Source organism: Dryocola sharpae (assembly GCF_051307055.1).
In the GTDB taxonomy this organism is placed as follows: domain Bacteria; phylum Pseudomonadota; class Gammaproteobacteria; order Enterobacterales; family Enterobacteriaceae; genus Dryocola.
This window is the reverse complement of sequence record NZ_CP149994.1, coordinates 1296242-1311710: the sequence shown is the minus strand read 5'-3', so window position 1 is coordinate 1311710 and position 15469 is coordinate 1296242. Positions and strand designations below refer to the sequence as shown.

Genomic DNA, 15469 nt, shown 5'->3' with positions numbered 1-15469 from the left:
GATCCAGACTACGTTCTGATTAAACCGACTGGTTCTGAACGTAGTCTGGATAACTTATCGGGGCTTAGTTCAGTTCAAACTCGCCACGTTTCACGCGCGCGGAATCCAGACCAATAAACACGTTGAATTTACCGGGCTCGGCGTCGTACTTCATCTCAGCGTTCCAGAATTTCAGCGCCTCGATATCAATCGGGAAGCTGACGGTCTGGGTTTTGCCCGGCTTGAGCAGCACTTTCTTAAAGCCTTTCAGCTCTTTAACAGGGCGACTCATCGACGCGGTAACATCCTGCAGGTACATCTGCACCACCGTTTCGCCTTCGCGTTCGCCGGTGTTTTTCACCTCTACCGAGGCTTCCACTTTGCCGTCGCGCGTCATGGATGGCGCGGACATCTTCACATCAGACACGGTGAAGGTGGTGTAGCTCAGGCCGTAGCCAAAGGGATAAAGCGGGCCGTTCGCTTCGTCGAAGTAGCGGGAGGTATACTTGTTTGGTTTTTCCGGATTATACGGACGCCCGGTGTTCAGATGGCTGTAGTACGTCGGGATTTGGCCAACGGAGCGCGGGAAGGACATCGGCAGCTTGCCGGACGGGTTGTAGTCGCCAAACAAAACGTCGGCAATCGCGTTGCCGCCTTCGGTTCCGGCATACCAGGCTTCAAGCAGCGCGTCTGCCTGCTCGTCTTCTTTCACCAGCGCCAGCGGGCGACCGTTCATCACCACCAGCACCAGCGGCTTGCCGGTCGCTTTCAGCGCGGCGATCAGGTCTCGCTGGCTTTGCGGCAGCACCAGGTCGGTACGGCTTGATGCTTCATGCGCCATGCCCTGCGCTTCACCGACAACGGCGACTACAACGTCTGAGTTTTTCGCGGTGCTTACCGCCTCATCGATCATCTCCTGCGGCGTGCGCGGATCTACCTGCACGGCCGGCTCGTACTGGTTCAGGAAGTCGACAATATCTTTCTGGTCGGTGACGTTCGCGCCTTTAACGTGAACAATTTTCGCCTGCTCGCCTGCGGCATTCTCAATCCCCTGCAGCACGGTAACGGTCTGGTCGGCAACGCCTGCCGCAGACCAGCTGCCCATCATGTCACGCTTGCTGTCGGCCAGCGGGCCAATGACCGCGATGGTGCCCGACTTTTTCAGCGGCAGGGTTTGCAGACGGTTTTTCAGCAGCACCAGACTTTCCCGCGCCACTTCACGGGCTTCTTTACGGTGCAGACGGCTTTCCGCATTGGTGTCTTGCGGGTCAGATTCCTTCGGACCTAAGTGGCTGTAGGGATCGTTAAACAGCCCCATGTCATATTTCACGTTCAGCACGTGACGGGCGGCATCGTCCAGTTCCGCCTGCGGTACCGCGCCGCTTTTTACCAGTTCCGGCAGGTATTTGCTGTAAAACTCATCGCTCATGCTCATGTTGATGCCGGAATTCAGCGCCACGCGCACCGCGTCTTTCGGATCGCTTGCTACGCCGTGCTTGATAAGCTCTTTGATAGCGCCGTGGTCGGAAATGGTGATGCCTTTAAAGTTCCATTCGTCCCGCAGCAGATTTTTGAGCAGCCAGCTGTTGGAGGTGGCTGGCGTACCGTTGATGGAGTTCAGCGCCACCATCACCCCGCCGCTGCCCGCGTCCAGCGCGGCTTTATACGGGGGCATATAGTCGTTGAACAGGCGCTGCGGGCTCATATCTACGGTATTGTATTCTTTCCCGCCTTCGACCGCGCCATAGGCCGCGAAGTGTTTTACGCTGGTCATCACCGAATAGCGATCCGCCGGGCTGCTGCCCTGCATCGCTTCAACCATGGTGCGGCCCAGAAGCGACGTCAGGTAAGTATCCTCGCCGAAGCCTTCCGACACGCGTCCCCAGCGAGGATCGCGGGACACGTCTACCATCGGCGCCCAGGTCATATTCAGGCCGTCGTCCGCTGCTTCATAAGCTGAAACGCGCCCTACGGTTTTCACCGCCTCAAGGTTAAAGGAGGAAGCCAGGCCAAGGCTGATTGGGAATACCGTGCGCTGCCCGTGCACCACGTCGTAGGCAAAGAACAGAGGAATTTTCAGGCGGCTGAGATTCATTACCTGATCCTGCATGATGCGGATATCGTGGCGGGTTACGGTGTTGAAAATCGCCCCGACCTGTCCGCTTTTGATCATCTCCCGAATGGCTTCTTTTGGGTTATCCGGCCCGACGCTGATTAAACGTAGCTGACCGATTTTCTCGTCATTGGTCATTTTTGTCAGCAAGTCAGTGACGAACGCATCACGCGCTTGCGGCGTCAGCGAATGGGGGCCGAACATCTCTTCGGCCAGCGCCGGTTGCAGTGCGAGGCTAACCGCGATACCTACAGAACAGAGCCATTTCATGGGATTTACTCTCTTGCTCAAGCCGCCCGCGCGGGCAGCAGGTTATGATAAGAGGAGCAGTGTGCCACATCGTTACGCGGGTAAGAAGATCGGCCACGGTGTTAAACGCTGATTTTTCGAACATTTCAGAGTATTGATAAGCCTTTTGCGGCTATCATTGAAAACGAGAATTTTTGTGCCATCACAAGGAGTGGGACCATGCCCTTATCTGTGCATTCTGATAAGCAAATGTTTATAAATGAATTGAACCGCCTGCTTGGCAGCCGTCACGTTCTGACAGACGCGGCAAAAACCGCGCGCTACCGCAAAGGTTTCCGCTCCGGCCAGGGCGAGGCTCTGGCCGTGGTATTTCCCGGCTCGCTTATCGAACTGTGGCGCGTGCTGAGCGCCTGCGTGGCCGCCGATAAAATTATTCTGATGCAGGCCGCCAACACCGGCCTGACCGAGGGCTCCACGCCAAACGGCAATGATTACGATCGCGATATCGTCATTATCAGCACCCTGCGTCTCGACAAATTACAGCTGCTGGATAACGGCAAACAGGTGCTGGCTTTCCCCGGCAGCACGCTGTATCAGCTTGAAAAGGCGCTTAAACCGCTGGGACGTGAACCTCATTCGGTCATTGGCTCTTCCTGTATCGGCGCATCGGTGATTGGCGGGATCTGCAATAACTCCGGCGGTTCGCTGGTGCAGCGCGGCCCGGCTTACACCGAAATGGCGCTTTTTGCCCGTATTGATGAACAAGGCAAGCTGACGCTGGTTAACCATCTGGGTATCGAACTGGGCGCCACGCCCGAGCAAATCCTGAGCAAACTCGACGACGAGCGCATTAAGCCGGAAGATATCCTGCACGATAACCGTCAGGCTTCAGACCACGATTATGCCGGGCGCGTGCGCGATGTTGATGCCGAGACGCCATCGCGTTTTAACGCCGATCCAAGCCGCCTGTTTGAAGCTTCCGGCTGCGCGGGCAAACTTGCGGTGTTCGCCGTCCGCCTCGATACGTTCGTCGCTGAAAAGCAAAATGAAGTGTTTTACATCGGCACCAATAAGCCTGAAGTGCTGACCGAGATCCGCCGTCATATTCTGGCGAATTTTAAGAACCTGCCGGTTGCGGGCGAATATATGCATCGTGATATCTACGATATCGCCGAGGTCTACGGCAAAGATACCTTTATGATGATCGACAAGCTCGGCACCGACAAAATGCCGTTCTTTTTCACCATGAAGGGACGCGTGGACGCGGCGCTGGAGAAAGTCCCCTTTATTAAACCGCACTTCACCGACCGCGCATTACAGCGCTTTAACGCCCTCTTCCCGCGCCACCTTCCGCCGCGTATGAAATCCTGGCGCGATAAATATGAACATCATCTGCTGCTGAAAATGTCCGGGGAAGGCATTGAGGAAGCACGTGCCTGGCTTGAGAGCTATTTCCAGCAGGCGGAAGGCGCATTCTTTGCCTGCACGCCTGAAGAAGGCGCCAAAGCTTTCCTGCACCGCTTTGCCGCTGCGGGCGCTGCCGTGCGTTACCACGCCGTTCACGCTGATGAAGTGGAGGATATACTGGCGCTGGATATCGCGCTGCGCCGTAACGATCGGGAGTGGTTCGAACAGCTGCCGCCGGAAATCAGCAGCCAGATTAGCCACAGCCTCTATTACGGCCACTTTATGTGCCACGTTTTCCATCAGGATTACATTGTGAAAAAGGGCGTGGACGCGCATGCGCTTAAAGAGCAAATGCTTGAATTGCTTCGTTTACGTGGCGCGCAGTATCCGGCAGAGCATAACGTCGGCCATTTATACGAAGCGCCGGAAACATTAAAACGATTTTATAAGGCAAATGACCCAACAAACAGCATGAACCCGGGGATTGGCAAGACCACCAAGCATAAGTGGTGGGATGAGAGCGTTTGCAGCCATACAGACCAGCACAATCATCACTAAAACACCCCGTCAACCATCAGAAAAGGACTATTTTTCGTCCATTTTTAGGACTAAATTAGCGAACAATAAGGGCGGGAAATCCCTTTCCCGCCCGTCTCCTGGCGCAGAGGTTCGAAAATGTCAGTGGTCGAAACATTACCGTTCGCGCGACTAGATGTTCGTGAAGCTACGCTCGACGATATTCCTGCTATTACCGCCATTTATGAATGGCATGTCCTCCACGGCCGCGGCTCTTTTGAAGAAATGCCCCCGACTGAATTACAAATGCGAGAGCGTTTACACCACGTTCGCGAACAGGGACTGCCGTGGCTGGTCGGGCATTACGACGGGATAGTGGTGGGATATTGCTACGCCACCGTTTATCGTCCCCGCCCCGCGTATCGCTTTACCATTGAAGATTCTGTTTATATCGATGCCAGCATGACCGGCCGCGGGATCGGCAGCGAGCTGCTGAACGCGCTGATTACCCGCTGCGAAGAAGGCCCGTGGCGACAAATGATCGCCATCATCGGCGACGGAGAAAAAAACAGCGGTTCTTGCCGCCTGCATAAGCAATTCGGCTTTGAAATCGTGGGAAATTTACGCAGCGTGGGATTCAAGCTCGGCGACTGGCGGGATACGTTGATTATGCAGCGTCCGCTTAACGCAGGGGACTGGAGCGCCCCCTGAGTTATTCTCGGGCGACGCTTACGCTTACCCGACCTGCAAAAGATATAGCTCAATCTTCCTGCGCGTCACCAGCAGCAGCATTGCTCGCCATCTGCGCCGCTTTTTGTTTTTTATAGCTCAGGGCGGAGGACGGCACAGGCGTTATTTTCCCGGTTTCCAGGAAAGATCGCAGGCGGTTAGCATCCGCGAAGTGGGTGTATTTACCGAACGCATCCAGCACCACCAGCGACACCGGATGATGATTAATCACGGTGCGCATCACCAGGCAATGCCCGGCGTTATTGGTAAAGCCGGTTTTCGTTAGCTGAATATTCCAGTTATTGCGATATACCAGATGGTTGGTATTGCGGAACGGCAGCGTATAGGGCGGATTACTGAAGGTCGCCATGTCCTCTTTGGTGGTGCTCAGCTGGCCAAGCAGCGGATACTGTTTCGAGGCAATCAGCAGGTTGGTGAGATCGCGCGCGGTGGAAACGTTATCTGTCGATAACCCCGTTGGCTCCACATAGCGGGTGTGGTTCATGCCAAGGGATTTTGCCTTCGCGTTCATCGCACGAATAAACGCGTCATAACCGCCGGGATAGTGATGCGCGAGGCTTGCCGCGGCACGGTTTTCCGAAGACATCAGCGCCAGCAGCAGCATATTTTTACGGCTGATTTTACTGTTCAGGCGCACGCGGGAGTAAATACCTTTCATCTCCGGCGTATGGCTGATGTCCACGCTTAGCATCTCATCCATCGGTAAATGCGCATCCAGCACCACCATTGCGGTCATTAGTTTGGTGATGGAAGCGATCGGACGCACCAGATCCGGATGGCTGGAGTACAACACCTTATTGGTTTGCAGATCGACAATCATGGCGCTGCCAGAAGCGATCTCTTGCCCGCTGCTGGCGGGCGTAACGGTCTTGCTCGCAAGGGCCTGCGGTGCCAGAGGCACGGTTACCATCAGCGCAAGGCTGAACAGTGATAGACGGATTTTTGTCGGCATGGTGACGCTTCTGTAATTATTCTGGAATGTGATGTTTGCCACCACTCATATTCAGAGAATGAAATAAGCGAGGCGCCAGCATAATACTCTGACGCCCCGGGAAACGGCTACTGGAGAATCGTAACCTGATGTCAAAACAGGCGGTATCCGTAACCCCACAGGATGACGGCCAGCGCCAGCAGCACTTCCAGCACCAGAACGCCGATGGCGAGCGTGGAGCTGGAAAAGCTCATCCCTTCCTCACTATTAATATTCAGGAAGTCAGGAATACCCACGTAAAGCAGATAGCCCGTGTAGACCAGCGCCGCCGCGCCCACCGCAACACAAAGCCAGACCAGCGGATAGAGCGCTACCACGCCGCTTAAGAACAGGGGAGTCGCCACGTAACCGGCAAATACCATGCACCGGGCAAGCGACGGACGATGCGGATAATTTCTTGCCATCCACCAGATAACGCGGCCCATTACGGCCACGCCAGCCAGCATCAGCGCATAGAACAGCACGCCGAGAAACAGACCGGTAAGCAGTGAGAGCTGAACGAAGGTGCCATCGCCAAAATTCCAGCCGATTTGCGTGGTGCCGATAAAGGCGCAAATAACCGGGATGGCCGCCATAAGCAAAACATGATGCGTGTAGTGATGCGAGACCGTTTCGTTCTCGCGCTTAATTTCCTGCATTTCACGATTAGGATGGGATAGCAATCCCCAGACATGGTTCATAGGGCCTCCTGTCATAGCGCTCCAAAGTGTAAGCAGCACCCTAATTATAATGCACAGCCTTAGATTATTTTTTAATCACGCTAATTTATCTGCCTCGTTTAGCTGCGCGCGAGCCGTGGGGTTGTATGCTTTAAAGGTATTAACCATAAGGAGAAACGCTGAGTCTGATGGATATCAACAGCTTAATTGAGCATTACGGCTATGCGGCGCTGGTACTGGGCAGCATGGCGGAAGGAGAAACGATCACGCTACTTGGTGGGGTGGCAGCGCACCAGGGGCTGCTGAAATTCTCTCTGGTAGTGGTTTCCGTGGCGCTGGGCGGCATGATCGGCGACCAGCTGCTTTATCTGACCGGGCGACGCTTTGGCGATTCGCTGCTTGCACGCTTTAGCAAACATCAGAAAAAAATCGCTAAAGCCCAGAAACTTATCAACCGTCATCCCTGGCTGTTTGTGATCGGCACGCGCTTTATGTACGGCTTTCGCATTATCGGGCCGATATTAATCGGCGCCAGCCGCCTGCCGCCGAAAATATTTTTGCCGCTTAATATCGCAGGCGCGCTGATTTGGGCCACCCTGTTCACCTCGCTGGGTTATGTAGGGGGCGAGGTGATAAGCCCGTGGCTGCACAGCCTCGACCAGCACATTAAGCGCTGGATTTGGCTGGTTATCGTCGTTGTCCTGGTCTGGCTTGCCCGCTACTGGTTTAAACGCCGCGAGGGCAAAGATCGGGACTAGCTTTTGGGCTTGAACTGGGGATTGGCCAGCATAAAACCCCCGTCAACGATAAATGACTGCCCGGTGGTATAGCTGGCGCTGTCTGAACACAGCCAGCCAACGAGGCTTGCTATCTCTTCCGTCTCGCCAAACCGGCCAAGCGGGACTTCCGGCAGATCGGTATATTTACCTTCTCCCTCTTTCATGTTGTTCATCGGAGTGGCGATAGCGCCGGGCGCGACGGCATTCACCAGAATATTATGGTGCACCAGCTCCATCGCCATTGATTTGGTCAGCCCGCCCAGCGCGTGTTTTGCCGCAGTATAGGCGCAGGCTTCAGGCAACGGCGTATGTTCATGAACGGAGGTGATATTCACAATCCGTCCTCCGCTTCCTTGCGCAACCATAGCGCGCGCCGCTTTTTGCGAGCACAAAAACGCGCCGTCCACGTCAACGGTAAACAGTTTGCGCCATTCGTCCAGCGTGACCTCCAGGAAAGGGTTTTTACTCATTGCGCCAGCGTTGTTCACCAGGGCATCGATTCTTCCGAAGCGGCTTATCAGCTCGTCAATGCCGGCCGCCCCGTCAGGTAAATTTCCTAAATCAAGATGAGCCGTTTCAGCGCGCCGCCCCAGGCCACGCACTTCCCGCGCAGTTTCTTCCGCGCCCTTCTCATCGGAGTGCCAGGTGATCCCAACGTCGTAACCCTGCTCAGCGAGCATCAGCGCGCATTTTTTGCCGATGCCGGAATCCGACGCCGTTACGATAACTACTTTATTAGCCGTACTCATCACCACCTCCCGGACAAGTTTAAGAGCAGAAAACTAAGTATAGGAGGTGGGAAACAATTAGCCGACGGCCAGCGCTTAGCCTAAAAGCTTTCACTTATGACGAGGAAATAAATCTGTAAATCCACCGCTTAAATCGACAGCAGCTCAAGATAATCACGCAATACGTTTATAGCTTCCTCCGGCTGAGCCTCACGCTGGGCCTTAACAATGGCGCCGTCAATCCCCATTGCGATTATCGCTGCCTGTCGGCGTCCGGCTTCATCTTCCGGCAGATACGCCGCCAGGACGGCGGTCATTTCCTGCTTGTGGCTTTGAGCAAGAGCAAGGCTTGCGGGCAAGGCATCCGCCAGCTCCACCGCGGTATTAATAAATGCGCAGCCCCGAAATGAGTCGCTGCGGAACCACTCATCCAGCGTGGCGCAAAGGGCCGCGGCCAAACTATGGCGCAGCGTAATTTCCCGGGCAAGCGTAGTGCGGAACCAGCCGATCCAGCGTTCGTGGCGATAGTGCAGGAAAGCACAAATCAAAGCGTCCTTCGCCGGAAAGTGGCGATAGAAGGTCACTTTTGTCACGCCCGCTTCCCTGATGATTTTATCGATCCCTGTGGCACGAATACCGTCGCGATAGAAGAGGTTGTGGGCGGTGTGCAAAATTCGATCGTGAGCATTTAATTGCGTGACGGGCATGGTTCCTCCTGGCTGGAGGCCAATCATGCCGCATGTAGACAAATCTGTCTACATGCTTCAGGATAGTGGTGTAGACAGCCTTGTCTACCAACATCCGGAGAGCGCCATGTCTGTCAGAATCCCTGTCCCGCCGTTTACCCGCGAAACCGCACGCGAAAAAGTCCGCCTCGCAGAAGATGCCTGGAACAGCCGCGACCCCGAGCGCGTATCACAGGTTTATTCCATAGATACACACTGGCGTAACCGGGCAGAATTTGTTGAAGGCAGAGAAGCGGTAACAGATTTTCTGCAGCGCAAATGGCAGCGCGAACTGGAGTACCGGCTCATCAAGGAGCTGTGGGCGTTTGACGGCAACCGTATCGCGGTACGTTTCGCCTATGAATGGCACGACGATTCAGGCAACTGGTACCGCAGCTTCGGTAATGAAAACTGGGCGTTCAACGAGCAGGGTTTGATGGTAAACCGTCACGCCTGCATTAATGATTGCCCGATTAAACCTGAGCAACGCGCCTTCTTCTGGCCGCTGGGCCGACGCCCGGACGATCATCCTGAACTAAGCAGCTTTGGTTTCTGAAACTGCCACCATCCTTATTATTGAAAAACTCGACGAGTGGGGACCGGGCGCCGAACAAAACGCCCAAAACCCGGCGCTTGCTGAAGAAAAAGAACGCCCGGCGATCTTCCTGCTGGCCGCCCGTAGAAGCTAATCTCCCTGATTTCCAGCCCTTTTATTCTCTAAAAATTCCGTTTCTGGAGAGGCAACTTCCCCCGCTTCGCGCATCCTTGCCTATACTGACTGAACATCAGCGAAAAATAGGGAGCATTAATGAAAATTATTTTATGGGCAGTTCTCATCATCTTTATAATTGGTTTACTGGTCGTTACCGGCGTATTCAAAATGATATTCTGATCGTTGTGGCGGGTGGCGCAACGCTTACCCGCCCTGCTTTAATCCGCTGCCGTTGATAGCGTTATTGCGCTTTAGCGCTGTAATTTACCGGCACCCAACGGTATCCGTCCCCCTCCTTCTGAACATGCCCAATGCCCGGAAATGAAATATGCGCCGCAGCGATCCAAACGCCTTCCTGCGCCGCTTCTTTAAGCACGCGTTCCCGGTTTGCTACCGCCTGCTTCCGATCCACATCGAAATGAATCGCCACGTCCGGATCCGGCATCTGCACCGCTTTCGCATGAATAATATCGCCCCATAGCAACATGGTTTGTCCGCCGTTGCTGACGCGATATATGACGCTACCCGGCGTATGTCCTGCGGCGGAAATGGCTTCGATGCCCGGAATGATTTCCGTCGGGGCATGGAACGTCTGCAGCTTACCCGCGTCGATAACCGGGCGCATGGTTTTCTCAGAGTCGGCAAAAGTGTGACGCTGGCTGTCTTCAACCTTGTTGATATTGGCCGGGTTTAGCCACCAGTCCACATCTTTTTGTTCCACGAGCACCGTGGCATTCGGAAACGCAGGTTTACCGCTGTGTTCCACGCCGCCGGAATGATCGCCGTGAATGTGCGTAAGCAGAACCAAATCGATACTTTCTGGCGGGAAACCAGCCGCACGCAGGTTAGCCAGTAAATGCCCGCCTGCCTCGCCAAACAGCGCTCCTGCGCCGGTATCCACCAGAATCACCTGCTTGCCGGTATTAATCACAAAGGTGTTGATGGAGGTTTCTGCCGCTGGCGTCATATTGTCTGCCGCCATACGCTGCCGGAGCTTTTGTGGAGAGATATTGGTCAGCAGCTTATCGAGCGGCACCACCACGGTGCCGTCGGACACGGCGGTAATCTGCCACTCTCCCAGCATCATGCGATAGTAGCCGGGAGCCTGCTGCTGGCTAATCGGCAGCGGTTTTGCAGGCACGCTGGTGGCAAGGGCGCCGCCGGCCATCAGGGCTAAAATTGTCAGTGGAATTTTCATCTTGTCCTCAGCAAGTGGTTTGCGCTTGCGGACAGTATCGCCAGGGCTTTATTATCACTCCAATTGATTGGAGAAATAATGACTATCAAAGAGAATGATTTCCGCAAAATCGACCTTAACTTATTGATCGCCTTTGCGGTGCTGTTTCGCGAGCAGAGCGTTTCGCTGGCGGCGGATAAGCTCCATCTCGGCCAGCCTGCGGTGAGCGGTTCGCTGGCGCGCCTGCGGGAAATGTTCGACGATCCGCTGTTTATTCGCAGCGGCCACCGCATGCAGCCCACCGCCCGCGCTACTGAATTACACACCGAACTGATGCCGCTGCTGGAGCAGCTGCAAAGCGCTCTTTTTCAGCAGGCGGAGTTTAATCCGGCCAACGCGAAGACCACCGTCACTCTCGGCATGACGGATTGGGTAGAAATGTGGCTGATGCCGCTTCTGGTGCCCGCCCTGCGTGCAGAAGCGCCGGGCGTGCGTCTGAACGTGGTGGCAAGCGACCCGTTCACCGACGCACAACGTCTGGAAGGCGGCGATCTGGATATGGCGATTAGCGTGGCGAGCCAGTCCGCACGCTGGATGGAGCGAGAAATTCTCACGCCGATGGGGTTTGTTACCCTCTGGCATCCTTCCCAGCTTCAGCCTGAAGCCCCTTTAACTCCTGAGGCTTACGCCGCACAGCAGCACGTGCTGGTGAGCTATCGGGAAGCTACCAGCAGCCATATCGACACGCTGCTGGCAAAACTTGGCCACAGGCGAGAGATTTGTTACACCACGCCGCATTTCGCCGCCCTGCCTGGCCTGCTGATGCAAATGCCCGCGCTGGCTACCGTGCCGCAGGGGCTGAGTGAAAACTGGCAGAAGACATGGGGCTTACAAAGCAGCCCGGTACCGCTCGATGTGGCCCCGTTTGAGGTGGCTTTATTATGGCATCAGCGCCATAACAGCGATGCGGCGCTGATGTGGGTGCGTGGTTTTATTAAGCGTTTGATTCAATAACCATGTCGGATGGCGCAAGCTTATCCGACCTACAGAGCAATAAAACCCAGCGTGGATAAGCGTGAGCGTTATCCAACACAAAGTCATATAGCGCAGGCTTATCCGACCTACAGAGCAATAAAACCCAGCGTGGATAAGCGTGAGCGTTATCCACCACAAAGTCGTATAGCGCAGCCTTATTCGGCCTACAGAACAATAAACCCAAGGTGGATAAGCGTCGGCGTTATCCACCACAAAGTCGTATAGCGCAAGCTTATCCGACCTACAGAGCAATAAACCCAGGATGGATAAGCGTGAGCGTTATCCACCACAAAGTCATATAGCGCAGCCTTATTCGGCCTGGACCTTCAGGCTGCCGCCGTTGGTGGCAATAACCTCTTTGTACCAGTGGAAGCTTTTCTTGCGTGAGCGCGCAAGCGTGCCGTTGCCCTGGTCGTCGCGGTCAACGTAGATAAAGCCGTAACGCTTGGACAGCTCCGCTTTTGACGCGCTCACCAGATCTATTGGCCCCCAGCAGGTATAGCCAAGCACGTTCACGCCGTCTTCAATGGCTTCGCCCACCTGCACTAAATGGTCGTTAAGATAGCTGATGCGGTAGTCGTCGTGCACCGTGCCGTCCGCCTCCAGCTTGTCTTTCGCGCCAAGCCCGTTCTCTACGATAAACAGCGGCTTCTGATAGCGATCCCACAGCTCGTTAAGCAGGATGCGCAGGCCAACCGGGTCAATCTGCCAGCCCCATTCGGAGCTTGCCAGATGCGGGTTCGGCACCATGCTCAGAATATTGCCGCGCGCCTTCTCGTTCAGCTCTTCATCGGCGGTGACGCAGCCGGTCAAATAGTAGCTAAACGAGATAAAATCGACGGTGGTTTTCAGCGCCTGGCGATCGCTTTCGGTGATGTCCACTTCGATGCCGTTGTCGTGGAAGTAGCGCAGCATATAGCCCGGATATTCGCCGCGGCACTGCACGTCGCCAAAGAACAGCCAGCTGCGGTTTTCCTGCAGCGTTTTGAGCACGTCCTCCGGCTTACAGGTCAACGGATACATCAGGCCGCCCAGCAACATATTGCCGATGCGCGCGTCGGGAATTATCTCGTGGCAGGCCTCCACCGCCAGCGCGCTTGCCACCAGCTGATGATGGATCGCCTGGTAAATCTCGGTTTTTGAACTCTCTTCCGGCAGGCCAACGCCGGTCATCGGCGCGTGAAGAGACATATTGATTTCGTTAAAAGTCAGCCACAGCTTCACTTTGTTTTTAAAGCGCGTGAACACCGAACGGGCATAGCGCTCAAAGAAAACGATCAGCTCGCGGTTGCCCCAGCCGCCGTAATTTTTAACCAGCTCCCACGGCATTTCGTAGTGGGAAAGCGTCACCATCGGCGTGATGTTGTGTTTCGCCAGCTCGTCAAACAGGCTGTCGTAATACGCAAGCCCCGCCTCGTTCGGCTCTTGTTCATCTCCCTGCGGGAAGATTCGCGCCCAGGCAACGGAAACGCGCAGGCAGCTGAACCCCATTTCGGCAAACAGCGCGATATCTTCCGGATAGCGATGGTAAAAATCGATGGCAACGTCTTTGATGCCGAAATCACCCGGCTTACGCTCGGCGACTTCGCCAAATACGCCATGCGGTTGAACATCGGACGTGGAGACGCCCTTTCCGCCCTCTTGCCACGCGCCCTCTACCTGATTTGCGGCAATCGCGCCGCCCCACAGAAACGTCTCAGGAAATGCTTTCATCTACTTCTCCTTTGCTGAACGGCGCACCGTAAGAAACGGCGTGCCTGAATCAATGGTATGGTTAGCCGTTATGCGCTCAACCGCTGCGTAATCATCGCTGTTGCTGACGATCACAGGCGTTGCGAGGTCGTATCCCGCCTCCAGAATCGCCCGGCGGTCAAACTCGATAAGCAGGTCGCCCGGCTTAATTTTGTCCCCCGGCTTCACATGGGCGGTGAAGTATTGGCCATCCAGTTTTACCGTATCGATGCCAATATGAATCAATAATTCAATGCCGCTATCGCTCAGCAGGCCGATGGCGTGGCGCGTCTGAAACAGCGAGGAGACCTCCCCATGGAACGGGGCGATAAGCTGATTACTGAGCGGTACGATCGCGGCTCCCTGCCCCAACAGCCCGCTGGCAAAGGTGGAGTCCGGAACCTGATCCATTGCCAGAACGGTTCCGCTCAACGGAGCCAGAATCGCATCTTCGCCCGCTGGAGTCGCCGCCTGGCGTTCACTCCCTTCATTACGCGGCATTCCTGCGATAAAAGTCATCGCACAGGCGAGGGAAAAAGCCAGCCCCGTGCCAATAATTGCGCCCCAGAATCTCATATCCAGCCCGCCCGGCGGGATTATCTGAGCAAAGGAGAAAACGCTGGCCATGCCGAATGAATAAACGCTGGTCTGGCAATAGCCGATAATCACGCCGCCCAGCGCGCCCGCTACGCAGCCAAAGATAAAGGGACGACGATTTGGCAGCGTCACGCCGTAGACTGCGGGCTCAGTGATCCCGAAGATCCCGGCGGTGAACGCCGAACCTGCCAGCACCTTAAGCTTCTTATCGCGCGCCCGCAGCATGATACCCAGCGTTGCCCCCACCTGCCCCATGACGGCGGGCAGCAGCAAGGGCACCATCGTATCGTGACCGAGCACGCTCAGATTATTGATCATCAGCGGCACCAGCCCCCAGTGCAGACCAAAGATGACGCACACCTGCCAGACGGCGCCCATAAACCCGCCCGCAAGCCACGGCGCCAGAGCATAAATAGCCTGATAGCCGTGCGCCAGCATCTGGCTGAGCCACGTTGCCGCCGGGCCGATCAGCAAAAACGTCAGCGGAACGGTGATGACCAGGCAAAACAGCGGCGTAAAGAAATTACGCACGGCGGAAGGCAGGAGCTTATTGAAGCGCTTTTCAAGCCAGCAGCTTACCCATGCGGCAAAAATTATCGGAATAACCGAAGCGCTGTAATTAATAAAGGTGACAGGGATGCCAAGGAAATACTCGGTGGCCGCTCCCGCCTGACCGCTCGCGTCAAAGGCCTGCAGCACAACCGGATGCGTCAGCGCGCCGCCAATAGCCATAGTGACGAACGGGCTGCCGCCGAATTTTTTGCCCGCCGTGTAGCCCAGCACCAGCGGAAAGAAGTAAAACAGCCCGTCGCTTGCGACGAACCACAGCTTGTAAGTTCCGCTTTCCGTCGCCAGCCAACCGCAGACCACCGCAAGCGCCAGCATCCCTTTGAGAATACCGGATGCGGCCATGACGCCCAGAAACGGGGTGAAAATCGCCGATACGATATCTATCAGGCGGCTTATCAGATTAACTTTTTCAGCCGCCTCATGCGGCACTGAAACATCTTCAACGATTCCTGCCTCAGTACACACCGCGTTGTAAACGTCGTTGACGTGGTTGCCTATCACAACCTGGAATTGCCCGCCGCTTTCCACCACCATAATCACGCCGGGGTGTTTTTTAAGCTCCTCTGCATCCGCGCGCGTCCGATCTTTTAGTTTGAACCGCAGCCGGGTGGCGCAATGCACCAGGCTCACTATATTCTCACGCCCGCCTACCCGGGCCAGAATAACCTTCGCAAGGTCTTGATACTCCATAGTTCCTTCCTTTCACTTATCGCCTACAGACGATGTGCGGCTGAGTAAAATGCAAAAAACC

Annotated in this window: 14 protein-coding genes and 1 pseudogene; 7 read left to right on the top strand and 8 right to left on the bottom strand. The window is 55.4% G+C overall.

Features of this window, described 5'->3' with window-relative positions; all coding sequences use genetic code 11:
- Positions 1-64 precede the first annotated feature (64 nt).
- Positions 65-2362, bottom strand: coding sequence for a beta-glucosidase BglX (bglX, locus tag WLO31_RS06245; RefSeq protein WP_435929629.1), 2298 nt, complete (start codon positions 2360-2362; stop codon positions 65-67).
- Positions 2363-2560: 198 nt separating this feature from the next.
- Between bglX and dld the strand changes: the two genes are divergently transcribed.
- Together dld and WLO31_RS06235 are read left to right on the top strand one after the other, a co-directional pair.
- Positions 2561-4306, top strand: coding sequence for a D-lactate dehydrogenase (dld, locus tag WLO31_RS06240; protein WP_435929628.1), 1746 nt, complete (start codon positions 2561-2563; stop codon positions 4304-4306).
- A gap of 117 nt (positions 4307-4423) precedes the next feature.
- The gene (locus WLO31_RS06235) at positions 4424-4975 is read left to right on the top strand and encodes an N-acetyltransferase family protein (RefSeq protein WP_435929627.1); all 552 of its coding nucleotides are present in this window, start codon (positions 4424-4426) and stop codon (positions 4973-4975) included.
- Between the two features lie 49 nt (positions 4976-5024).
- Here WLO31_RS06235 and pbpG read toward each other — a convergent pair whose 3' ends face one another.
- Both pbpG and WLO31_RS06225 read right to left on the bottom strand, forming a co-directional pair.
- Positions 5025-5966 carry a D-alanyl-D-alanine endopeptidase gene (gene pbpG / locus WLO31_RS06230; RefSeq protein WP_435929626.1) on the bottom strand — a complete coding sequence of 314 codons (942 nt, stop codon included), beginning with the start codon at positions 5964-5966 and terminating at the stop codon, positions 5025-5027.
- Between the two features lie 131 nt (positions 5967-6097).
- A complete protein-coding gene (locus WLO31_RS06225; protein WP_435929625.1) occupies positions 6098-6685 on the bottom strand; it encodes a Yip1 family protein in 588 nt (195 codons plus the stop codon).
- 167 nt (positions 6686-6852) lie between these two features.
- On the opposite strand from WLO31_RS06225, the gene WLO31_RS06220 reads away from it, so the two are divergent.
- Entirely contained in the window at positions 6853-7422 is a 570-nt protein-coding gene (locus WLO31_RS06220; protein ID WP_435929624.1) for a DedA family protein, read from the top strand.
- On the opposite strand, the gene WLO31_RS06215 is transcribed toward WLO31_RS06220, so the two are convergent.
- Complete coding sequence (locus tag WLO31_RS06215; RefSeq protein WP_435929623.1) at positions 7419-8192, bottom strand: SDR family oxidoreductase; 774 nt, start codon at positions 8190-8192, stop codon at positions 7419-7421. The two genes, WLO31_RS06220 and WLO31_RS06215, sit on opposite strands and share 4 nt — an antisense overlap.
- Positions 8193-8320: 128 nt before the next feature.
- On the bottom strand, positions 8321-8878 hold the full coding sequence (locus WLO31_RS06210) for a TetR/AcrR family transcriptional regulator (protein ID WP_435929622.1): 558 nt from the start codon (positions 8876-8878) through the stop codon (positions 8321-8323).
- A 106-nt stretch (positions 8879-8984) separates the two neighbouring features.
- Between WLO31_RS06210 and WLO31_RS06205 the strand changes: the two genes are divergently transcribed.
- The 3 genes and pseudogenes from WLO31_RS06205 (at position 8985) to yohP (ending at position 9788) form a co-directional block, all read left to right on the top strand.
- Positions 8985-9452, top strand: a complete 468-nt coding sequence (locus WLO31_RS06205; RefSeq protein ID WP_435929621.1) for a DUF1348 family protein — start codon at positions 8985-8987, stop codon at positions 9450-9452.
- Positions 9453-9468: 16 nt separating this feature from the next.
- Positions 9469-9585 (top strand): annotated as a pseudogene (locus tag WLO31_RS06200) (SAM-dependent methyltransferase); the annotation flags it as partial.
- A 119-nt stretch (positions 9586-9704) separates the two neighbouring features.
- Positions 9705-9788, top strand: coding sequence for a small membrane protein YohP (yohP, locus tag WLO31_RS06195; protein WP_072009412.1), 84 nt, complete (start codon positions 9705-9707; stop codon positions 9786-9788).
- Positions 9789-9849: 61 nt separating this feature from the next.
- Here yohP and WLO31_RS06190 read toward each other — a convergent pair whose 3' ends face one another.
- Positions 9850-10806 (bottom strand): MBL fold metallo-hydrolase, encoded by a 957-nt coding sequence (locus tag WLO31_RS06190; RefSeq protein WP_435929620.1) that lies wholly within the window; start codon positions 10804-10806, stop codon positions 9850-9852.
- 78 nt (positions 10807-10884) lie between these two features.
- Between WLO31_RS06190 and WLO31_RS06185 the strand changes: the two genes are divergently transcribed.
- A complete protein-coding gene (locus WLO31_RS06185; protein WP_435929619.1) occupies positions 10885-11799 on the top strand; it encodes a LysR family transcriptional regulator in 915 nt (304 codons plus the stop codon).
- A 330-nt stretch (positions 11800-12129) separates the two neighbouring features.
- On the opposite strand, the gene WLO31_RS06180 is transcribed toward WLO31_RS06185, so the two are convergent.
- Positions 12130-13533, bottom strand: a complete 1404-nt coding sequence (locus WLO31_RS06180) for a glycoside hydrolase family 1 protein (RefSeq protein ID WP_435929618.1) — start codon at positions 13531-13533, stop codon at positions 12130-12132.
- Positions 13534-15408, bottom strand: a complete 1875-nt coding sequence (gene bglF, locus WLO31_RS06175) for a PTS beta-glucoside transporter subunit IIABC (RefSeq protein ID WP_435929617.1) — start codon at positions 15406-15408, stop codon at positions 13534-13536.
- Positions 15409-15469: the final 61 nt, after the last annotated feature.